The sequence below is a fragment of the Pseudomonas sp. 22189 genome, from assembly GCF_052045635.1.
Taxonomy (GTDB): Bacteria; Pseudomonadota; Gammaproteobacteria; order Pseudomonadales; family Pseudomonadaceae; genus Aquipseudomonas; species Aquipseudomonas parakoreensis.
The window spans coordinates 145,771-165,244 of record NZ_JBQEPG010000001.1 but is presented as its reverse complement, the minus strand read 5'-3'; the positions used below and the strand labels follow the sequence as shown (position 1 = coordinate 165,244).

At 61.4% G+C, this 19,474-nt stretch carries 20 protein-coding genes; 10 read left to right on the top strand and 10 right to left on the bottom strand.

The genetic code is table 11. The features are described from left to right. The first annotated feature begins 236 nt into the window (after nt 1-236). The 3 genes from fabA to ACTJKS_RS00820 all read left to right on the top strand — a co-directional run bounded on the left by fabA (nt 237) and on the right by ACTJKS_RS00820 (nt 2,561). The gene (fabA, locus tag ACTJKS_RS00830) at nt 237-752 is read left to right on the top strand and encodes a 3-hydroxyacyl-[acyl-carrier-protein] dehydratase FabA (protein ID WP_003227150.1); all 516 of its coding nucleotides are present in this window, start codon (nt 237-239) and stop codon (nt 750-752) included. Nucleotides 753-763: 11 nt separating this feature from the next. Continuing rightward, nucleotides 764-1,984, top strand: a complete 1,221-nt coding sequence (gene fabB, locus ACTJKS_RS00825; RefSeq protein ID WP_003227152.1) for a beta-ketoacyl-ACP synthase I — start codon at nt 764-766, stop codon at nt 1,982-1,984. Between the two features lie 388 nt (nt 1,985-2,372). Beyond that, the gene (locus ACTJKS_RS00820) at nt 2,373-2,561 is read left to right on the top strand and encodes a hypothetical protein (RefSeq protein WP_003227153.1); all 189 of its coding nucleotides are present in this window, start codon (nt 2,373-2,375) and stop codon (nt 2,559-2,561) included. A gap of 70 nt (nt 2,562-2,631) precedes the next feature. Here ACTJKS_RS00820 and ACTJKS_RS00815 read toward each other — a convergent pair whose 3' ends face one another. From ACTJKS_RS00815 to ACTJKS_RS00785, 7 genes are all read right to left on the bottom strand, one after another. Then, a complete protein-coding gene (locus tag ACTJKS_RS00815) occupies nt 2,632-3,174 on the bottom strand; it encodes a DUF2058 domain-containing protein (protein ID WP_007968960.1) in 543 nt (180 codons plus the stop codon). A gap of 26 nt (nt 3,175-3,200) precedes the next feature. Next, nucleotides 3,201-4,034 carry a nucleoside triphosphate pyrophosphohydrolase gene (mazG, locus tag ACTJKS_RS00810; RefSeq protein ID WP_108183519.1) on the bottom strand — a complete coding sequence of 278 codons (834 nt, stop codon included), beginning with the start codon at nt 4,032-4,034 and terminating at the stop codon, nt 3,201-3,203. Nucleotides 4,035-4,142: 108 nt separating this feature from the next. Further along, nucleotides 4,143-6,386: a GTP diphosphokinase gene (gene relA, locus ACTJKS_RS00805; protein WP_041067509.1), complete on the bottom strand. Its 2,244-nt coding sequence runs from the start codon at nt 6,384-6,386 to the stop codon at nt 4,143-4,145. A 101-nt stretch (nt 6,387-6,487) separates the two neighbouring features. Further along, the gene (gene rlmD, locus ACTJKS_RS00800; protein WP_108183520.1) at nt 6,488-7,864 is read right to left on the bottom strand and encodes a 23S rRNA (uracil(1939)-C(5))-methyltransferase RlmD; all 1,377 of its coding nucleotides are present in this window, start codon (nt 7,862-7,864) and stop codon (nt 6,488-6,490) included. Next, complete coding sequence (gene cysM, locus ACTJKS_RS00795) at nt 7,864-8,766, bottom strand: cysteine synthase CysM (RefSeq protein ID WP_041067515.1); 903 nt, start codon at nt 8,764-8,766, stop codon at nt 7,864-7,866. The genes rlmD and cysM overlap by 1 nt, the downstream gene beginning before the upstream one ends. Nucleotides 8,767-8,977: 211 nt before the next feature. Further along, nucleotides 8,978-10,402, bottom strand: a complete 1,425-nt coding sequence (locus tag ACTJKS_RS00790) for a sensor histidine kinase (RefSeq protein WP_108183522.1) — start codon at nt 10,400-10,402, stop codon at nt 8,978-8,980. Then, nucleotides 10,389-11,111 (bottom strand): response regulator transcription factor, encoded by a 723-nt coding sequence (locus ACTJKS_RS00785; RefSeq protein ID WP_108183523.1) that lies wholly within the window; start codon nt 11,109-11,111, stop codon nt 10,389-10,391. The genes ACTJKS_RS00790 and ACTJKS_RS00785 overlap by 14 nt, the downstream gene beginning before the upstream one ends. Nucleotides 11,112-11,328: 217 nt before the next feature. On the opposite strand from ACTJKS_RS00785, the gene ACTJKS_RS00780 reads away from it, so the two are divergent. Together ACTJKS_RS00780 and ACTJKS_RS00775 are read left to right on the top strand one after the other, a co-directional pair. Beyond that, nucleotides 11,329-14,082, top strand: a complete 2,754-nt coding sequence (locus ACTJKS_RS00780) for a response regulator (RefSeq protein ID WP_108184422.1) — start codon at nt 11,329-11,331, stop codon at nt 14,080-14,082. Nucleotides 14,083-14,165: 83 nt separating this feature from the next. Then, nucleotides 14,166-15,155, top strand: a complete 990-nt coding sequence (locus ACTJKS_RS00775; RefSeq protein ID WP_108183524.1) for a 2-hydroxyacid dehydrogenase — start codon at nt 14,166-14,168, stop codon at nt 15,153-15,155. Between the two features lie 11 nt (nt 15,156-15,166). On the opposite strand, the gene ACTJKS_RS00770 is transcribed toward ACTJKS_RS00775, so the two are convergent. After that, nucleotides 15,167-15,604 (bottom strand): hypothetical protein, encoded by a 438-nt coding sequence (locus tag ACTJKS_RS00770; RefSeq protein WP_041067528.1) that lies wholly within the window; start codon nt 15,602-15,604, stop codon nt 15,167-15,169. A gap of 133 nt (nt 15,605-15,737) precedes the next feature. Here ACTJKS_RS00770 and ACTJKS_RS00765 point away from each other — a divergent pair, with 133 nt between their 5' ends. Both ACTJKS_RS00765 and ACTJKS_RS00760 read left to right on the top strand, forming a co-directional pair. Next, a complete protein-coding gene (locus ACTJKS_RS00765; RefSeq protein ID WP_108183525.1) occupies nt 15,738-16,172 on the top strand; it encodes a hypothetical protein in 435 nt (144 codons plus the stop codon). After that, nucleotides 16,172-16,576, top strand: a complete 405-nt coding sequence (locus tag ACTJKS_RS00760) for an META domain-containing protein (RefSeq protein ID WP_108183526.1) — start codon at nt 16,172-16,174, stop codon at nt 16,574-16,576. The genes ACTJKS_RS00765 and ACTJKS_RS00760 overlap by 1 nt, the downstream gene beginning before the upstream one ends. 178 nt (nt 16,577-16,754) lie before the next feature. Here the strand turns inward: ACTJKS_RS00760 and ACTJKS_RS00755 are convergent, their stop codons facing one another. Continuing rightward, the gene (locus ACTJKS_RS00755) at nt 16,755-17,222 is read right to left on the bottom strand and encodes a TlpA disulfide reductase family protein (RefSeq protein ID WP_041067536.1); all 468 of its coding nucleotides are present in this window, start codon (nt 17,220-17,222) and stop codon (nt 16,755-16,757) included. Between the two features lie 114 nt (nt 17,223-17,336). Between ACTJKS_RS00755 and arsC the strand changes: the two genes are divergently transcribed. Genes arsC through ACTJKS_RS00740 form a run of 3 tightly spaced genes read left to right on the top strand, consistent with a single transcriptional unit; the run spans nt 17,337 to nt 18,710 of the window. Further along, nucleotides 17,337-17,690: an arsenate reductase (glutaredoxin) gene (gene arsC / locus ACTJKS_RS00750; RefSeq protein WP_041067539.1), complete on the top strand. Its 354-nt coding sequence runs from the start codon at nt 17,337-17,339 to the stop codon at nt 17,688-17,690. Next, nucleotides 17,687-18,283 carry an NAD(P)H:quinone oxidoreductase gene (wrbA, locus tag ACTJKS_RS00745; protein ID WP_041067542.1) on the top strand — a complete coding sequence of 199 codons (597 nt, stop codon included), beginning with the start codon at nt 17,687-17,689 and terminating at the stop codon, nt 18,281-18,283. The genes arsC and wrbA overlap by 4 nt, the downstream gene beginning before the upstream one ends. Before the next feature lies 1 nt (nt 18,284). Next, on the top strand, nt 18,285-18,710 hold the full coding sequence (locus ACTJKS_RS00740; protein ID WP_108183527.1) for a DUF2069 domain-containing protein: 426 nt from the start codon (nt 18,285-18,287) through the stop codon (nt 18,708-18,710). An 87-nt stretch (nt 18,711-18,797) separates the two neighbouring features. Here the strand turns inward: ACTJKS_RS00740 and ACTJKS_RS00735 are convergent, their stop codons facing one another. Next, nucleotides 18,798-19,472, bottom strand: a complete 675-nt coding sequence (locus ACTJKS_RS00735) for a DNA-3-methyladenine glycosylase I (protein ID WP_041067548.1) — start codon at nt 19,470-19,472, stop codon at nt 18,798-18,800. Nucleotides 19,473-19,474: the final 2 nt, after the last annotated feature.

Sequence of the window (19,474 nt, the reverse complement as noted above, 5' to 3'; positions counted from 1 at the left end):
CGACCATCTGCGACTGGCGTGAAAAGCGAAAGTGCGGCAGTCTTAGGCACCCGAACGAGCCTCAAAAGAGGCTTGAATAAAAATTTCAGTGCACAAGTGTACATTCATGTCCTTGGTGCTGTGACTTTCACCACAACGCAATAGTCTATGAGTAGGCTGCCGGTACGAGGCATGAACGCGTCGATCGGCCGGGAAGATTTGCCCCACCTGCCGCATGGGATTATTGAGGAGCTCGCATGACCAAACAAAACGCCTTTACTCGGGAAGACCTGCTGCGCTGCAGTCGCGGTGAGCTGTTCGGCCCAGGTAACGCGCAACTGCCCGCCCCGAACATGCTGATGGTGGATCGCATCACCCTGATCAGCGAAGAAGGCGGCAAGTACGGCAAAGGTGAATTGGTCGCCGAGCTGGATATCAACCCTGACCTGTGGTTCTTCGCGTGCCACTTCGAAGGCGATCCGGTGATGCCGGGCTGCCTCGGTCTGGACGCCATGTGGCAACTGGTCGGCTTCTTCCTGGGCTGGCAAGGCCTGCCGGGCCGTGGCCGTGCGCTGGGTTCGGGCGAAGTGAAATTCTTCGGCCAGGTCCTGCCGACCGCCAAGAAAGTCACCTACAACATCCATATCAAACGCGTCCTGAAGGGCAAGCTGAACCTGGCCATCGCCGATGGTTCGGTGACTGTCGACGGTCGCGAAATCTACACCGCCGAAGGCCTTCGCGTCGGCGTGTTCACCTCCACTGACAACTTCTAAGGGTTATTCGCATGCGCCGCGTCGTTATCACTGGTCTGGGCATTGTTTCGTGCCTGGGCAATGACAAAGAGACCGTCTCCGCTAACCTGCGTGCAAGCCGCCCTGGCATCCGGTTCAACCCGGAATATGCTGAAATGGGTCTGCGTAGCCAGGTTTCCGGCTCCATCGACCTCAACCTTGAAGAACTGATCGATCGCAAGATCTATCGTTTCGTCGGCCACGCAGCGGCTTACGCCTACCTGGCCATGAAAGACGCCATTGCTGACTCCGGCCTGACCGAAGAGCAAGTGTCCAACCCGCGTACCGGCCTGATCGCCGGTTCCGGCGGCGCGTCGACCCTGAACCAGATGGAAGCGCTGGACATCCTGCGCGAGAAAGGCGTGAAGCGCGTCGGCCCATACCGTGTAACGCGGACCATGAGCAGCACCGTTTCCGCGTGCCTGGCCACGCCGTTCAAGATCAAGGGCCTGAACTACTCCATCGCGTCAGCCTGCGCCACCAGTGCTCACTGCATCGGTACCGCCATGGAACAGATCCAGATGGGCAAGCAGGACATCGTCTTCGCCGGTGGCGGTGAAGAAGAGCACTGGAGCCAGTCGTTCCTGTTCGACGCGATGGGCGCCCTGTCCAGCAAGCGTAACGACACCCCGGAACAAGCCTCCCGCGCCTACGACGCCGACCGTGACGGTTTCGTCATCGCTGGCGGTGGCGGTATGGTCGTGGTTGAAGAGCTGGAGCATGCGCTGGCTCGTGGCGCCAAGATCTACGCCGAAATCGTTGGCTACGGTGCAACGTCCGACGGCTACGACATGGTTGCCCCAAGCGGCGAAGGCGCGATCCGCTGCATGCAGATGGCAATGTCCACCGTCGACACCCCGATCGACTACCTGAACACCCACGGCACTTCGACCCCGGTCGGCGACGTCGCGGAAATGAAAGGTGTGCGTGAAGTGTTCGGCGACAAGGCGCCTGCGATCAGCTCGACCAAGAGCCTGTCCGGTCACTCCCTGGGCGCCGCTGGCGTTCACGAAGCGATCTACTGCATGCTGATGATGGAAGGCAACTTCATCGCCGGTTCCGCCAACATCGACGAGCTGGACCCTGAAGTGGCCGATCTGCCGGTGCTGACCAAGACCCGCGAGAACGCCACCATCAACACCGTGATGAGCAACAGCTTCGGCTTCGGTGGTACCAACGCCACGCTGGTGCTGAAGCGCTGGGAAGGCAAGTAAGTCCCCGCTGCAGAGCTACACATGAAAACGCCCCGACTGGTTCGGGGCGTTTTTTTTGGTCTGCAGAAATGACTGAGTAATGCATAAGCCCTGTAGGAGCTGCCGAAGGCTGCGATCTTTTGATCTTGTCTTTTAAAAATCAAAGTCAAAAGATCGCAGCCTGCGGCAGCTCCTACAGAGGACATCAGATAGCCTCCAAGATGAAACATCTGTCATGAAACCTTGCACCCTGCGACCGAATGTCGCGGATTACGCGGGCTGCAGCACTGTTGCAAAAACCGCAACAACACCTTGCGCAAATCAAGCGTTTACTTAGCAAGCTAACAAATCATATAAAAGAGTCCTGCACACGCCTTGCTGCAGATAACTTGAGATTTGGAGCTAGCAGATGACTGTAAAAGTAACTGAACGCGACGATTCACACATGTCCCATGAAGGCGTAGCCGCCGGTGTACGGATCTGGGATGTGCATCAACAAGACTTGCTGGTCGGCATGTTCCACAACGAGATCGACGCCCACAACTACAAGGCCGAACTTGAACTGCAGGAACAGCAGCGGGATCTGAAATCCGCCTGAAGCAACCACAGCATTGAAAACGACAAACCCCGCCATGAGCGGGGTTTGTCGTTATTACAGCTTTATCGGTTTACCACATCAGGTCATCAGGGATCTGATAGGCCGCGTACGGATCGTCCTCGGCATTGACCTCTTCAGTCTGCACGTTGAGCTGCACGATACGTTGCGGGTCGCGCTCCTGGATCTTCAGGGCCGCTTCACGAGGGATCACTTCGTAACCGCCGGCATGGTGCACGATCGCTAGCGAACCGCTGCTGAGTTTGTTGCGCATCAGCGTGTTGACCGAGATGCGCTTGACCTTCTTGTCGTCGACGAAGTTGTAGTAGTCCTCAGTGGTCAGCTTGGGCAGACGCGAGACTTCGATCAACTGCTTGACCTGTGCGGCACGGGCCTTGGCCTCGGCTTTCTCCTGCTGCTGACGGTTCAACTCCTGGTCGCGCTTGACCTTCTCGGCCATGGCTTCCTGAGCGGCGCGCTGCTGCGAATCATCCAGCTCGGCCTGCCCTTTGTGGGCCAGACGCTGTTGCTTCTGCTTGTCTTTGCTGACCTGTTTGGCCTGCTTTTGGTTGACCAGACCTGCTTTGAGCAACTGGTCGCGAAGGGAAAGGCTCATTAATGCTTACTCACTTGGGCAACGGCTCAGCCGCAGCTGGGCAAATTCTTTTCCTGACGTTTGGCTTCACCCCACAGGGCGTCCAACTCTTCGAGGGTGCAATCTTCCATGGGACGACGGGTGTCGCGCAATGCCTGTTCGATAAAACGGAAACGTCGTTCGAACTTGGCGTTGGCGCCACGCAGCGCGGTTTCCGGATCGACCTTCAGATGCCGGGCCAGATTGACCACGGAAAACAGCAGGTCACCGATCTCGTCGGCCACCGCTTGCGGATCGTTTTCGGACATGGCTTCGAGCACTTCATCGAGCTCTTCGCGCACTTTGTCCAGCACCGGCAACGCATCCGGCCAGTCGAAACCGACCTGCCCGGCACGCTTTTGCAACTTGGCCGAACGCGACAGTGCCGGCAGCGCGGCAGGTACATCATCGAGCAGTGACAGTTGTTCGGGCACGGCAGATTTTTCGGCGCGCTCTTCGGCCTTGATCTCTTCCCAGCGCTGCTTGACCTGCTCTTCGCTCAGGCGTGGTACGTCCAGCGGCGCATACAGATCGCCGGTGGGGAAGACGTGTGGATGACGGCGGATCAGCTTGCGGGTGATGCTGTCGACCACCCCGGCAAATTCGAAGCGCCCTTCTTCCCGGGCCAGCTGGCTGTAATAGACCACCTGAAACAATAGATCGCCCAGCTCGCCCTGCAAATGATCGAAGTCACCGCGCTCGATGGCGTCGGCCACTTCGTAGGCTTCTTCGAGGGTGTGCGGGACGATGGTTGCGTAGGTTTGCTTGATGTCCCACGGGCAACCGTACTGCGGGTCACGCAGGCGGTTCATCAGGTGGAGCAGGTCTTCAAGGCTGTACATACAAAATCTCACTCAACCGTGTAGGAGCTGCCGAAGGCTGCGATCTTTTGATTTTGATTTTCAAGATCAAAAGATCGCAGCCTTCGGCAGCTCCTACAGGGGACCGCGTTATGGGGTACGGTTACGCCGCGTTTCGATGATGTTCGGCAACTGCGAAATCCGCCCCAGCAAACGCCCCAGCGCATCCAGCCCGGGAATCTCGATGGTCAGGGACATCAACGCAGTGTTGTCTTCCTTGTTCGAGCGGGTGTTGACCGCCAGCACGTTGATCCGCTCGTTGAGCAGCACCTGCGAGACGTCCCGCAGCAGACCGGAACGGTCGTAGGCGCGGATGACGATGTCCACCGGATAGGTGAGCACCGGCACCGGGCCCCAGCTGACCTGGATGATCCGCTCCGGCTCGCGCCCGGCCAGTTGCAGCACCGAGGCGCAGTCCTGACGGTGGATGCTCACGCCGCGGCCCTGGGTGATGTAACCGACAATCGCATCGCCCGGCAGCGGCTGGCAGCAGCCAGCCATCTGCGTCATCAGGTTGCCGACGCCCTGAATCTGGATATCGCCACGCTTGCCCGGCTTGTAACCGGTCGCTTTGCGCGGAATCAGCTCCAGTTGTTCGTTGCCGCGTTCCGGCTCGACCAGTTGCTGCGCCAGGTTGACCAGTTGCGCCAGACGCAGGTCGCCGGCACCGAGGGCGGCGAACATGTCTTCGGCGGTTTTCATGTTGGCCTTTTCGGCCAGCTTGTCGAAATCCACCGCCGGCAGACCGAGGCGATTGAGTTCGCGCTCGATCAGGGTTTTACCCGCCGCGACGTTCTGATCACGGGCCTGCAACTTGAACCAGTGAACAATCTTCGCTCGCGCCCGGGAGGTGGTGACATAGCCCAGGTTCGGGTTCAGCCAGTCGCGGCTCGGCGTACCGTGCTTGCTGGTGATGATCTCGACCTGTTCACCGGTCTGCAGGCTGTAGTTGAGCGGCACGATCCGCCCATTGATCTTCGCGCCACGGCAGTTGTGACCGATTTCGGTGTGCACGCGGTAGGCGAAGTCCAGTGGAGTCGCGCCTTTCGGCAAGTCGATGGCGTGGCCGTCCGGGGTGAAGATGTAGACCCGATCCGGTTCGATATCGACCCGCAGCTGTTCGGCCAGACCACCGATGTCGCCCAGTTCTTCATGCCACTCGAGGACCTGCCGCAACCAGGAGATTTTCTCTTCATAGTGGTTGGAGCCGGATTTGACGTCGGTGCCCTTGTAGCGCCAGTGCGCGCACACGCCCAGCTCGGCCTCCTCGTGCATGGCGTGGGTACGAATCTGCACCTCAAGCACCTTGCCCTCCGGACCGATCACCGCCGTGTGCAGCGAGCGGTAGCCGTTCTCTTTCGGGTTGGCGATGTAGTCGTCGAACTCTTTCGGGATGTGCCGCCACAGGGTGTGGACGATGCCGAGCGCGGTGTAGCAGTCGCGCATTTCCGGCACCAGCACGCGCACCGCGCGCACGTCGTAGATCTGGCTGAACTCCAGACCCTTGCGCTGCATTTTGCGCCAGATCGAATAGATGTGTTTGGCCCGGCCGCTGATGTCGGCGTCGACGCCGGTGGCCTGCAATTCGTCCTTGAGCTGGGTCATCACATCGCTGATGAACCGCTCACGGTCCAGCCGCCGCTCATGGAGCAGCTTGGCGATCTGTTTGTATTGATCAGGCTCCAGGTAACGGAAGGACAAGTCCTCCAGTTCCCACTTGATATGACCGATGCCGAGTCGGTGCGCGAGCGGCGCATAGATGTCGAAGACTTCCCGCGCGACACGGTTGCGCTTCTCGTCGTCAGCGGTTTTCACCGCGCGAATGGCGCAGGTACGTTCGGCCAGTTTGATCAGCGCGACACGAACGTCGTCGACCATCGCCACCAGCATCTTGCGCAGGTTTTCCACCTGGCCCTGGGTGCCCATTACCATCGACTGGCGCGGGCTGAGGCTGGCACTGATCGCCGCCATGCGCTGCACGCCGTCGATCAGCTTGGCCACCACCGGACCGAAACGCTGGCTGACGGCCGCGAGCTCGATCTGGCCCTCGCGAACACCGCGATAAAGCACTGCCGCGACCAGCGAATCCTGATCAAGTTTGAGGTCGGCGAGGATCTCGGCGATCTCCAGGCCCGTACTGAAACTGCCGCTGCCCTCGGCCCAGAGGTTCTTCTTGGCATTGGACTGCTGTTCGGCCTCGCGAGCGAACTCGCAGGCTTCTTTCAAGGCTTCGCGATCCAGTGCCATGTCGACACTGACCGCGTGATCGAGCCAAGCCTCGAGATTGATACTGCCGTCGGTGTTGATCGGCTGGTGTGCTCTCACCTGTACCATGCTGCTTTACCTTCCCTACGACGCAGATTCAATGCGTCAAATCGCTGATCCCTAATGCCCGTTTGCGCTCGCGGGGCTGAAGCGAGCGCTGCGCGGACAGATCAGACGGATTCAGACGAGCCATCCTGGCTCGCTTCAAATAACGCCATGGCCTCGACATGCGCCGTCTGAGGAAACATATCGAGAATCCCGGCACGTTTTAACCGGTAGCCCTGCTTGATCAATTCGACCGTATCGCGCGCCAGAGTTGCAGGGTTGCACGACACATAAACCAACCGCTCGGCACCCAGGGTCGCGAGCTTGCGCACCACCTCGAAAGCACCGTCACGCGGTGGGTCCAAGAGTACCGCAGAAAAGCCGTTTCCGATCCATTCGACATCGGTCAAAGGCTGGGATAAATCGGCTTGAAAAAACTTTGTGTTATGCAAATTGTTGCTAGCGGCATTCGCAGCGGCACGGTCGACCATGGTCTGCACGCCCTCCACCGCCACCACTTCACGCACGCTTTTGGCCAGCGGCAAGGCGAAGTTGCCCAGACCGCAGAACAGGTCGAGCACGCGCTCGTCACCGGTCGGTTTCAGCCAGTCCAGTGCCTGCGCGACCATCGCCTCGTTGACCCCGGCGTTGACCTGGATGAAATCCCCCGGCCGCCAGGCCAGATCCAGATCCCACTGTTCCAGGCGATAACCCAGAGACTGCGTGGCATCCACCGGTTGCGGCTCGCCGTCGCCATGCAGCCACAGTTGCGCGTCATGGAACTGGCAGAATTCCTTGAGGATCGTCAGGTCGGCTTCGGACAGCGGCGCCATGTGGCGCAACAACACCGCCAGCGATGAACCGCTGAACAACTCGACATGCCCCAGCGCCTGCGGCTTGCTCAAACGACGGAGCATTTCCGGCAAACGGGTCATGATCGGCTGCAAGGGCTGTACCAGCACCGGGCATTCGTTGATGGCAACGATGTCCTGGCTGCCGGCGGCGCGGAAACCGACTTCGAGTTTTTTCGCCTTCATGTCCCAACGCACGGCAATCCGCGCGCGGCGGCGGTAGCCGAATTCCGCTCCGGTCAGCGGCGCCGCCCATTCGTCAGGCGCGACCCCGGCAACCTTCGACAGCTGCTCGGCGAGCATGCGCTGTTTCAGGGCAAGCTGTTCGGCATGGGGCAAGTGTTGCACGCTGCAGCCACCGCAACGGCCGGCGTGCTGACAGGCAGCCGGGCGACGCAGTTCGCTGGCCTTGAACACGCGCTCGGTGCGCGCTTCAACCACTTTGCCGCGGGCGCCAAGCACCCGCGCCTCGACCTCTTCACCGGCGAGGGCGCCGAGGACGAACCAGGTTTTGCCTTCGAAAAACGCGATGCCGCGACCGTCATTGGCCAGGCGCTCGATGTTCAAGCGCTGCTTTTTGCCGGTCGGGATTTGCGCGGCCTTGCTGCCGCCGGTGGGCTGGAAGCGCAGGCCTCTCTCGTGCTTGGCCATCAGTTGGCCGCGTCGAAAATGCCGGTCGACAGGTAACGGTCGCCACGGTCGCAGATGATCGCGACGATCACCGCGTTTTCAACTTCTTTGGACAGGCGCAGCATGGCTGCCACCGCACCGCCCGAGGACACGCCACAGAAGATGCCTTCTTCGCGGGCCAGACGTCGGGTGACGTCCTCGGCTTCGCTTTGCGCCATGTCGACAATGCGGTCAACGCGGTCGGCCTGATAGATCTTCGGCAGGTATTCCTGCGGCCAGCGACGGATGCCGGGAATGGCCGAACCTTCCATCGGCTGCAGCCCGATGATCTGCACGCTGTCGCTCTGCTCTTTCAAGTAGCGCGACACGCCCATGATGGTCCCGGTGGTGCCCATCGAGCTGACGAAATGGGTGATGGTGCCCTGGGTCTGACGCCAGATTTCCGGGCCGGTGGTGGTGTAGTGCGCCTCCGGATTATCGCCGTTGGCGAACTGATCAAGCACCTTGCCACGGCCTTCGGCTTCCATCCGCTGGGCGAGATCGCGCGCGCCTTCCATGCCCTCTTCCTGGCTGACCAGAATCAGCTCGGCACCGTATGCGGTCATCGCCGCTTTACGCTCGGCGCTGGAGTTGTCCGGCATGATCAGGATCATTTTATAACCCTTGATCGCAGCAGCCATGGCCAGCGCGATGCCGGTGTTGCCCGAGGTCGCTTCGATCAATGTATCGCCAGCGTGAATCTGCCCGCGCAACTCGGCGCGAGTGATCATCGACAACGCCGGACGGTCCTTGACCGAACCCGCCGGGTTATTCCCTTCAAGCTTGAGCAAAAGGGTGTTGCTGGTAGCACCGGGCAGGCGCTGCAAACGCACCAGCGGCGTGTTGCCGACGCAATCGGCGATGGTTGGGTACTGCAGGGTCATGGCGTATTCGCAATCCAGACGTGCGGGGGCGCCTATCATACCGGCAAACGTTCGCAGGCCATATCACGCAAAGTGCGGTGCTTATGGTTTCTGGGAATAAGCAGTAAAAGTCTCATCAGCGGTGAGACAAAAGACTGGCCGTTCTGAAGTTTCCAGAGCGATGCCGATGGCCTTATCGGTGACAAGCCAGCTCCCACAGGGCTTCAGGTGTTCACACGGTATTTGTCTGACAGAAGTTCACTGTGGGAGCTGGCTTGCCAGCGATGGCGTCGGAACTGAGTGCAGCGTCATCCGCCACCAGGCGCAGATTCAGGCGCAACCCCGCCCCGGTATTCTCCGCCCACACCATCCCGCCCTGACGCTGCACCGCATTCCTCGCAATGCTCAACCCCAACCCAAACCCGCCATCCCCCGGGCGTGAGCCGTCGAGGCGGGTGAAGGGCGAGAAGATCCGTTGCAGATCCCCCTCGGCCACCCCGCCGCCCTGATCCTCCAGCCACAAATGCCAATAATCATCTTCACGCCGTCCATCCAGGCGCACGATGCCGCCCTCGGGCGAATGACGGATGGCATTACGCAGAATATTTTCCAGCGCCTGCGCCAAAGTATTGAGATTGCCGCGCACCCAGCACGACGCCGGCACCGCGCACTGCAATTGCAGGCTCGGCCAGCCGCTTTCATAACAGGCGTTGTCGGTGAGCATTTCCCACAGCGCCTGGATCTGGATCGCTTCGTTAGGCAGCGGCGCACGCTCGGTGTCGAGCCACGCCAGTTGCAGGGTGTCTTCGACCAGCCGTTGCATGCCGTCGACTTCACGGCCGATGCGCTCGCGCAGTTGTTGCAGGTCCTGCTCGCTTTCACTGGCCACCCGCAGCCGGCTCAGCGGCGTACGCAGTTCATGGGACAGGTCGCGCAGCAGCTGCTGTTGCAGGGCGACGGTGGATTGCAGGCGTTCGGACATCGAGTCGAAGGCCCGCGCCAGCTCGCCGAGTTCGTCCGGGCGCTGGGTGATGCCGCTCGACAGGCGCACATGCAATTGGTCGGCACGCCAGGCGTTGGCCTGCTCACGCAAGTTATTCAACGGCACTACCAGCAAGCGATACAGGCCAATGCACAGCAATAAGGTGAACAGCCCCGGAATCACGCCGTTGGTGATCACCCGCCAGAACACCCGGTATTTCCCCGGCAGGAAACGCTCGGGCAACTCAATCACCAGACTGCCGGCGGACGGGTCCTTCGGAAACGGCACGCGCAGCCATGGCCGGCCTTGCTTGTGGATCGGCCAGTCGAGGCCGCGCAAAAAGGTCAGGTGCTGGATTTCCTGTTCATTCAGCGGCTCGCTGCTCAACGATTGCAGATTGCGGTCGATCACCCCGACCCAGGCCGCCTCGCGCAACTCCATACTCTGCAACCAGTTATCGACACCGTCGCGCTCACCGTGCTGCCACGCCCGCTCGGCCTCGCCGGCATAACGGCTGAGGGTGCCGCGCGCCTCGTCGGAGAGGAACTGATTGCGCTCCTCCATGTAGCGCCCCCACGACCAGCTCAGCCAGATCATCAGCAGACAGAACGCCACCAGCAGACACGCCAGTTTCCAGAACAGCGAATGCCGCCCCGGCAAGTCAGAGACTTTCATCGGGCGCACTCAGCACATAACCCTTGCCCCATACCGTGCGCACTTCTCGTTCGGTGTAGCCGATGGCCTTGAGTTTGCGGCGGATCTGGCTGATGTGCATGTCGAGGCTGCGGTCGTGGGCCGCATAGCCGCGTTGCAGCACGTGCTGATACAGGAAGGCCTTGCTCAGGACTTCTTCATCGTTGCGATTGAGGGTTTCCAGCAAACGGTATTCGCTGCGGGTCAAACCGGCAGCTTGCGCGTTATAGAAGACCTCGCACTGTTCTTCGTCGAAGCGCAGCGCGCCGTGAATCGCCGCCGGTGCAATCGCTGCCGGGCGCCGATCCAGCGCCACCCGGCGCAGGATCGCCTCGATCCGCACATGCAGCTCGGCCATGCTGAACGGCTTGGGCAGGTAATCATCGGCGCCCAGACGAAAGCCGCTGATGCGATCGGCCTCGGCGCCCAGCGCCGACATCAGCAGCACTGGCGTCGAATGGCTCTGGCGCAACTGCGTCAGCACCTTCAGGCCATCGAGCCCAGGCAACAGAATGTCCATCAGCACCACGTCGAACGGCTGATGGCGGGCGATGTTCAGCCCTTCCTGCCCGTTCTGGCACCAGGTCACTGCAAAGCCGCTCCGGCCCAGGTGTTCGTGAACATAGGCACCAAGCACCGGGTCGTCCTCGATGGCAAGAATGCGTGGCAGGTCGGCGGAAACAGGAGTCATGAGTATCTGCAAATAATTCTCAGTTGATCGATTATTCAAGATTGCCCGCCATCGGGCAACCCAAGCTTGACCGGCCGGACAAACGCGCCTCGCCCTGGCGGCCGAGGGCGAGATGATTTTTCCGAAGATTGCCTGCCTGCAAATCGCTACACTGCGCCAATGTCGCGTGCCGGACGCACGTGCGAGTCAACAGTTCAGCGGGATGCAGGAGATGGGTGTGCTCAAGAAACTGGGAATCAAAGGTCGCGTGTTGTTGCTGACCCTGTTGCCCACCAGCCTGATGGCGTTGGTGCTCGGTGGCTATTTCACCTGGATGCAACAGTCCGATTTGCAGACCCAACTGATGCAGCGCGGTGAAATGATCGCCGAGCAACTGGCGCCACTGGTAGCGCCCGCCATGGGCCACGGCAACACCGATTTGCTCGAACGCATCGCCACCCAATCGCTGGAACAGCCTGACGTGCGCGCCGTCACCTTCCTCGCCCCCGACCGCACCCCGCTGGCGCACGCCGGTCCGACCATGCTCAATCAAGCCCCCAGTGGCGACAGTGCACAACTGCAACGGCGCAGCGGCAATGACGCCACCCGTTATCTGATGCCGGTGTTCGGCAAGCATCGCAACCTCGCCGGCGACGTGATCCCGCAAGAATCCGAGCGCCTGCTCGGCTGGGTCGAACTGGAGCTGTCGCACAACGGCATGCTGCTGCGCGGTTATCGCAGTCTGTTTGCCAGCCTGCTGCTGATCGCCGCGGGCCTCGCCGGCGCGGCCCTGCTCGCCTTGCGCATGGGCCGCACCATCAACCGCCCGTTGAGCCAGATCAAACACGCCGTTGCGCAACTCAAGGACGGTCACCTGGAAACCCGTCTGCCACCGCTCGGCAGCCAGGAGCTGGACGAGTTGGCCTCGGGCATCAACCGCATGGCCGGGACCCTGCAGAACGCGCGCGAAGAATTGCAGCACAGCGTCGATCAGGCCACCGAAGACGTGCGGCAGAACCTGGAAACCATCGAGATCCAGAACATCGAACTGGACCTGGCGCGCAAAGAAGCGCTGGAGGCGAGCCGGATCAAATCCGAGTTCCTCGCCAACATGAGCCACGAAATCCGTACGCCGCTCAACGGCATTCTCGGCTTCACGCATCTGTTGCAGAAAAGCGAGCTGACCCCGCGCCAGCTCGACTATCTGGGCACCATTGAAAAGTCCGCCGACAGCTTGCTCGGGATCATCAACGAGATCCTCGACTTCTCGAAGATCGAGGCCGGCAAGCTGGTGCTCGACCATATCCCGTTCAACCTGCGCGACCTGTTGCAGGACACCCTGACGATTCTGGCGCCGGCGGCTCACGCCAAGCAATTGGAGCTGGTGAGTCTGGTCTATCGCGACACGCCGCTGTCGCTGGTCGGTGACCCGCTGCGCCTGAAACAGATCCTCACCAACCTGGTCAGCAACGCGATCAAGTTCACCCGCGAAGGCACCATCGTCGCGCGCGCCATGCTCGAAGAAGAACACGAAGACAGCGTGCAACTGCGCATCAGCATTCAGGACACCGGCATCGGCCTGTCGAGTCAGGATGTGCGCGCGTTGTTCCAGGCGTTCAGTCAGGCCGACAACTCGCTGTCGCGCCAGCCCGGCGGCACCGGTCTGGGCCTGGTGATTTCCAAGCGCCTGATCGAACAGATGGGCGGCGAAATCGGCGTCGACAGCACCCCGGGCGAAGGTTCGGAGTTCTGGATCAGCCTGAGCCTGCCGAAAACCCGCGACGACACCGAAGATTTGCCGGCCCCACCGCTACTCGGACGCCGCGTGGCGGTGCTGGAAAATCACGAACTGGCGCGCCAGGCCTTGCAGCATCAACTGGAAGACTGTGGCCTCGATGTCACGCCATTCAATACCCTGGAGAGCCTGACCAACGGCGTCACCGGCGCGCACCAGACCGATCAGGCCATCGACCTTGCGGTGCTCGGCATCACCAGTAACGACATGCTCCCGGAGCGCCTGAACCAGCACATCTGGGATCTGGAACACCTCGGTTGCAAAGTGCTGGTGTTGTGCCCGACCACCGAACAGACGTTGTTCCATCTCTCGGTGCCCAACCCGCACAGCCAGCTCCAGGCCAAACCGGCCTGCACGCGCAAATTGCGTCGGGCGCTGGCGGATCTGGCCAACCCGCGCCAGCCGCGCCATGAACCGGGCGAACCGCTGTCGAGCCGTGCACCGAAAGTGCTGTGCGTCGACGACAACCCAGCCAACCTGTTGCTGGTGCAGACCCTGCTCGAAGACATGGGCGCAAAGGTACTGGCCGTGGAAAGCGGCTACGCAGCGGTCAAGGCGGTGCAGAGCGAATCCTTCGATCTGGTGCTGATGGACGTGCAGATGCCGGGCATGGACGGACGCCAGACCACCGAAACCATCCGCCAGTGGGAAAGCGAACGGCATTGCACACCGCTGCCGATCGTCGCCCTCACCGCCCACGCCATGGCCAACGAGAAACGCGCCTTGCTGCAAAGCGGCATGGACGACTACCTGACCAAACCGATCAGCGAGCGGCAACTGGCGCAAGTGGTGCTGAAATGGACGGGGCTGGCCTTGCGCAATCAAGGCGCGGAGCGCGCCAGCGAGAGTGCGACGGGCAGCAACGAACTGCCCGTGATCGACCACGAAGAAGGCTTGCGCCTGGCCGCCGGCAAGGCCGATCTGGCGGCGGACATGCTGGCGATGCTGCTTGCCTCGCTGGAAGCCGACCGCGAAGCGATTCGCGCCGCCAGTGAAGCCCGCGATCAGAATGCACTGATCGAGCGCGTGCATCGCCTGCACGGCGCGACCCGGTATTGCGGCGTGCCGCAATTGCGCGCGGCCTGCCAGCGCAGCGAAACCCTGCTCAAACAGGGCGACCCGAAAGCACCGGCGGCGTTGGAGGAATTGGAGCGGGCGATCAATCGCCTCGCGACCCAGGCCAGAATCAGCGCCTGACCCATGGCAATACCGGCGTTGGCAACCGCCGATAAAGTGGTGGTGGTCAATATTGACTCGCCACCCCGTTCCAGGAGGAATACATGCGCACGCTCGTTTTCAGCAGCCAGACCTACGACCGCGACAGTTTCCTCGCCGTCGATTGCCCGGGCGGGATAGAACTGCACTTTCAGCAGGCCCGGCTCAGTCTCGACACCGCCGCCCTGGCCGAGCACCACGAGGTGGTCTGCGCCTTCATCAATGACGATCTCAGCGCGCCAGTGCTGGAGCGTCTGGCGGCCGGGGGCACGCGCCTGATCGCCCTGCGTTCGGCGGGCTACAACCATGTCGATCTGCTCGCGGCGAAACGCCTCGGGTTGGCCGTGGTGCGGGTGCCGGCCTATTCGCCACATGCGGTGGCCGAACATGCGGTGGCGCTGATTCTGGCGCTCAACCGGCGCCTGCACCGCGCCTACAACCGCACCCGCGAAGGCGATTTCACCCTGCACGGCCTGACCGGTTTCGATCTGGTGGGCAAAACGGTCGGCATCGTTGGCACCGGGCAGATCGGCGCGACGTTCGCGAAAATCATGCACGGTTTCGGTTGTCAGTTGCTGGCCTACGATCCGTATCCAAATCCGGAGGTTGTGGCTTTGGGCGCGCGGTATCTGAGCCTGCCGGAGCTGCTCGCGCAGTCGCGGATCATCAGCCTGCATTGCCCGCTCAATGCGCAAAGCAAACACTTGATCAACCGGGAGTCACTGGCCCATCTGCAACCGGGGGCAATGCTGATCAACACGGGGCGCGGCGGCCTGGTGGACACGCCGGCGCTGATCGATGCACTGAAGGACGGCCAATTGGGCTACCTGGGACTGGATGTGTATGAAGAAGAGGCGCAGCTGTTTTTCGAGGACCGCAGCGACTTGCCGTTGCAGGACGACGTGCTGGCGCGGTTACTGACGTTTCCGAACGTGATCATCACCGCGCATCAGGCGTTCCTGACCCATGAAGCCTTGGGTGCGATTGCCGCGACCACCCTGCACAACATCGCGACCTGGGCCGCAGGCACGCCGCAGAACCAGGTCGAAGGCTGAGGATTGGCGGCTTATTTGGGCGACAGCGACGAGGCCAGAATCAGCAGCGCCAGCCAGCCAAACCCGAAAAAGCGCTGTTTCATCGAGTGGCCGTTGCGCAGCAGGAACCAGACAAAGACCATCGGCAACAGAAACACCATGATCTTCAACCAGCCTTCCACCGGACGCGAACCATCAGCGTTGGCCTGAGGCTGCGGCGCGGGCTCGGGCTGCCGACGGCGCCGGCCGACAGCGGCCGGTGTCACTTTCGGCGTCGGCTCCGGAGCTGGTGGCGGAACAAAGGCTTCGGGCACGGATTTGTTGCGCGGCAGGCTGCCGAATGAAATCGTCGCGGCGGCTTGCGCCGGCGTGTGCTCGTGCTGCTGCGCCATCGGAGCACCACAATGAATGCACGCCTTTGCTTCCGAGCTGATGCTGCGCTTGCATTCATAACATTCGATCAACGCCATGTTCCGTTCCCTCAGATTGAAGGGCGGCAGTTTGCCATGAGCGCCAGCCGATTTGAACCGGATCGAAGGTCGCACACGTACGCCATCCTGCAATCCAGCCCGTGCTAGCATGTCGCGCAGATTTGGAGGACCCATGGTCGAACACGATTTCCGCTACACCCTGATGAACCCGCAACACACCCTCACCGAATGCCGCGCCCTTGTACCGGGCCGCTATCAGGTCACCGGCAATGGTGGCTCGATTCGCAACGGTGACGTCCTGTTGGTCACGCTCAAAGGCAGCAAGGACTTGTCCATGCGCCTGACCGTCGACACCGTGCGCCACCTGATCAATCCGCCGGGCCAATGGACCGCGATGACCACCGGCCCGGTATTCGGCGAACTGGCGATCCACACCTGGCAGGTCAACTGCGACAGCTGCGCCAAAGAGCTGAACTTCGAGTTTGCCGTGGACGCCAAGTTGGGCAAGAGCGCCGAGAAGCCGGCCGCCTCCGCGCGCATCGCCGAGCTGGGCTGGAAAGCCGTTGGCGACAAGCACTTGTGCCCGAAATGCCAGGAGCCTGCGTGATGAAACGCCTTGCCCTGCCGCTGCTGGTCGGTGCCGGTCTGGTGGGCTGCGCCGCAGAGCCAGTGCAGTTGCAACAGAACCGCAGCTACATTCTGGAATGGATCGGCGAGCGGCCCTTGATGGATTACAGCCACCTGACCGTGACCCTCGGCGACGATGGCCGCGCGTATGGCAATGGCGGCTGCAACCACTGGTTCGCGCCGTACACCCTCGAAGGCGACAAGCTGAGCTTCGGCCCGATCGGCAAGACCCGCAAACTCTGCGCACCGGCGCTGATGGAGCAGGAACAACGCTTCCTGCAGGCGCTGCAAGGCGTTGAGCGCTGGGACATCTCCCCGATCGAGCAGATGCGCTTCTGGCCGGCGCAAGGCAAGCCGTTGCGTTGGTGGCTGGAAGAGGGTTAACCCCCTCCTGCTGCTGAGACTACCCTGTGGTGAGGGGATTTATCCCCGATGGGGCGCGGAGCGCCCCCCCTTCGGAGGGTCAGGGTAAACCGAGCTCTCGGGTTTCAGGGCTGCTGCGCAGCCCATCGGGGCGGTGCGACGTTTCGCTAAATCCCCTCACCACAAGACCTCACTTGCCCTACTTTGTCGCCTGCAACGCCTCCAGCTTCGCCATCACCCCCGCCGCCGTCTGCTCACCCATCAACTGCTCACGCACCTTGCCCTTGTTGTCAATGATGTAAGTCACCGGCAAGGCCTCACTGCGCGGCAGGTCGAACAGGTCGGCCGGATCCTGCGCCAGCACGGTGAACTTGATGCCGAGTTTCTCGCTGGCGCTCTTCAGGTCTTCACCCTGGACGTTGTCGAAGTTAACCCCGAACACACCGACATTCTTGCTCTTGAGTTCGTCCGCCAAATGGTTGAGTTCCGGGATTTCAGTGCGGCACGGGCCACACCATTCGGCCCAGTAGTTGAGCACTACCCATTGCTTGTCCAGGCGCTCGGACGCCACTTTCTGACCATTCTGGTCAATGCCGTAGTCGTTGCCGCAGCCCCCCAGCATCAACGCCCCGATTATCGTCAATGCCGCTGCCAATCGCCGTGTCATGTCATGTTCCCTGGTCAAAAATTGAAGGCGCCTGCGACCCATCGCCTCTGAAGGTTCTGGATTGCGCGCTGCACAGTTAGAATAGCCGCCACTTTACGCCAGAAGCGACCCGCCATGACCGATCTGACGCTTTATCACAATCCGCGCTGCTCGAAATCCCGCGGCGCGCTGGAACTTCTTGAGGCCCGTGGCCTGACCCCGAACGTGGTGCGTTACCTCGAAACCCCACTGAATGCGGTGCAAATCAAGGCACTGCTCGGCAAGCTCGGGATCAGCGCGCGTCAGTTGCTGCGCACCGGAGAAGATGAATACAAAATGCTTCAGCTGGCTGACGAAAGCCTCAGCGAAGCGCAATTGATCGACGCCATCGTCCAGCACCCAAAACTGATGGAACGGCCAATTCTTGAAGTCGGCAACAAAGCCGTGATCGGTCGTCCGCCGGAAAATGTGCTGGAGCTGTTGCCGTGAGCGCGCCCTATATTCTGGTGCTGTATTACAGCCGCAACGGCGCGACCAATGAGATGGCCCGGCAAATTGCGCGCGGTGTCGAACAGGCGGGTCTCGAAGCGCGCTTGCGTACGGTGCCCGCCATTTCCACCGAGTGCGAAGCCGTGTCGCCGGACATCCCGGATGAAGGCGCGTTGTACGCCACGCTCGATGACCTGAAGAATTGCGCGGGTCTGGCCCTCGGCAGCCCGACACGTTTCGGCAACATGGCCGCACCGCTGAAGTACTTCCTCGATGGCACCAGCAACCTGTGGCTGACCGGCGCACTGGTCGGCAAACCGGCTGGCGTGTTCACCTCCACCGCCAGCCTGCACGGCGGCCAGGAAACGACCTTGTTGTCGATGATGCTGCCGCTGTTGCACCACGGCATGCTGATTACCGGCCTGCCGTACAGCGAGTCGGCGTTGCTGGAAACCCAGGGCGGCGGCACGCCGTATGGCGCCAGTCATCACGCCGGGGCCGATGGCAAAAAAGGTCTGGATCCGCACGAGATGGCGCTGTGTCGCGCACTCGGCGCACGCCTGGCGAAAACCGCGCAAAAACTGGAGGGCTGACATGGCCCGGAAGCCGAAAGTCCTGCCCAGCGTTGAATGGCTGGAGCCGCGTGTACGGGCGATGCGGGTTATCAGTCTGCTGTGCTTTTTCGGCCTGGCAGGATTGCTGGCGGCTTATTACCTGGTGTTCGCCGACCTGCACGGCGCTCGACCGTGGGTGATCCTGCTGGTCGAGCTGATCCCGTGGCTGATCCTCGCGCCGGGAATGCTGATGGGCAACGCGCGTGCGCACTCGTGGATGTGCTTTGTGGTGAATCTGTACTTCATCAAAGGTGCACTGGCGGCCTATGACCCGAACCGGCAGCTGTTTGGCGTGTTGGAGATGGCCGCGAGCCTGGCGCTGTTCTGCTCGGCGCTGCTGTATGTGCGGTGGCGGTATCAGTTGAATCGCAAGCTGGCTGGCGAGGGCGAGATGTCCGTAGCCTGATGAAAAAGATCGCAGCCTCCGGCAGCTCCTACAGGGGGAACGCATTCCAAATGTAGGAGCTGCCGAAGGCTGCGATCTTTTAGCGATTCAATGATTGACGGTGTACGCGAGCATCATCGAAATCTGACTCATCGGCCGCCCGCCACTCTGTTCATGCCACTGGTTGAACGCGTTCTGCACAATCGCCAGATCGCGCAGACTGGTCGGCGCCTTGTCGACGATCTTCTGCGCATTCAGCGCCGCGACCACGTCATAGCTCGGCACGAAGGTGTCCTTGCCGACCATGCGCAGGAAGCGCGGTGCCGACAGCCCACCTAACTGACTCCCGTGTTTTTTCAGGTAGGTCCACAAACCGACGATATCGGTCACCGGCCAGTCGGCGATCAGCGCGCCGAAACTGCCCTTCTCCTGCTCGACATCGAGAATGAACTGCGCATTGCGCGGCACGCTCTTGAGCTTGCCCAGGTGGCGGATGATCCGCGCGTCCTGCATCAGGCGTTCAAGATGTTCGGCGCTCATCAGCACGACTTTTTCCGGATCGAATTTGAAGAACACCTCTTCGAAAGCCGGCCACTTGGCGTCCACCAGGCTGTGCTTGAGGCCGGCGCGAAAGACGCGCAGGGCCATGGTCGAGAGGTAGCGGTCGTCGCTGATCTTGCGCAATTGCGCGGGGGTCTTGGGAACGGGCAGATGGGCTTCCAGTTCAGCCGCCGAACCGAAGCGGTTCAGACAGTATTCGTGCAGCCACTTGTAATCGCGCATGC

Bases quoted from the DNA above. Each gene is read 5' to 3' on its own strand.
- ACTJKS_RS00760 (WP_108183526.1), top strand. From the start codon at position 16,172: ATGAAACGCCTTGCCCTGCCGCTGCTGGTCGGTGCCGGTCTGGTGGGC.
- ACTJKS_RS00735 (WP_041067548.1), bottom strand. From the start codon at position 19,472: ATGCGCGATTACAAGTGGCTGCACGAATACTGTCTGAACCGCTTCGGT.
- ACTJKS_RS00785 (WP_108183523.1), bottom strand. From the start codon at position 11,111: ATGACTCCTGTTTCCGCCGACCTGCCACGCATTCTTGCCATCGAGGAC.
- ACTJKS_RS00755 (WP_041067536.1), bottom strand. From the start codon at position 17,222: ATGACACGGCGATTGGCAGCGGCATTGACGATAATCGGGGCGTTGATG.
- ACTJKS_RS00815 (WP_007968960.1), bottom strand. From the start codon at position 3,174: ATGAGCCTTTCCCTTCGCGACCAGTTGCTCAAAGCAGGTCTGGTCAAC.
- ACTJKS_RS00770 (WP_041067528.1), bottom strand. From the start codon at position 15,604: ATGGCGTTGATCGAATGTTATGAATGCAAGCGCAGCATCAGCTCGGAA.
- ACTJKS_RS00775 (WP_108183524.1), top strand. From the start codon at position 14,166: ATGCGCACGCTCGTTTTCAGCAGCCAGACCTACGACCGCGACAGTTTC.
- cysM (WP_041067515.1), bottom strand. From the start codon at position 8,766: ATGACCCTGCAGTACCCAACCATCGCCGATTGCGTCGGCAACACGCCG.
- ACTJKS_RS00765 (WP_108183525.1), top strand. From the start codon at position 15,738: ATGGTCGAACACGATTTCCGCTACACCCTGATGAACCCGCAACACACC.
- ACTJKS_RS00740 (WP_108183527.1), top strand. From the start codon at position 18,285: ATGGCCCGGAAGCCGAAAGTCCTGCCCAGCGTTGAATGGCTGGAGCCG.
- ACTJKS_RS00820 (WP_003227153.1), top strand. From the start codon at position 2,373: ATGACTGTAAAAGTAACTGAACGCGACGATTCACACATGTCCCATGAA.
- relA (WP_041067509.1), bottom strand. From the start codon at position 6,386: ATGGTACAGGTGAGAGCACACCAGCCGATCAACACCGACGGCAGTATC.
- rlmD (WP_108183520.1), bottom strand. From the start codon at position 7,864: ATGGCCAAGCACGAGAGAGGCCTGCGCTTCCAGCCCACCGGCGGCAGC.
- arsC (WP_041067539.1), top strand. From the start codon at position 17,337: ATGACCGATCTGACGCTTTATCACAATCCGCGCTGCTCGAAATCCCGC.
- fabA (WP_003227150.1), top strand. From the start codon at position 237: ATGACCAAACAAAACGCCTTTACTCGGGAAGACCTGCTGCGCTGCAGT.
- mazG (WP_108183519.1), bottom strand. From the start codon at position 4,034: ATGTACAGCCTTGAAGACCTGCTCCACCTGATGAACCGCCTGCGTGAC.
- ACTJKS_RS00790 (WP_108183522.1), bottom strand. From the start codon at position 10,402: ATGAAAGTCTCTGACTTGCCGGGGCGGCATTCGCTGTTCTGGAAACTG.
- fabB (WP_003227152.1), top strand. From the start codon at position 764: ATGCGCCGCGTCGTTATCACTGGTCTGGGCATTGTTTCGTGCCTGGGC.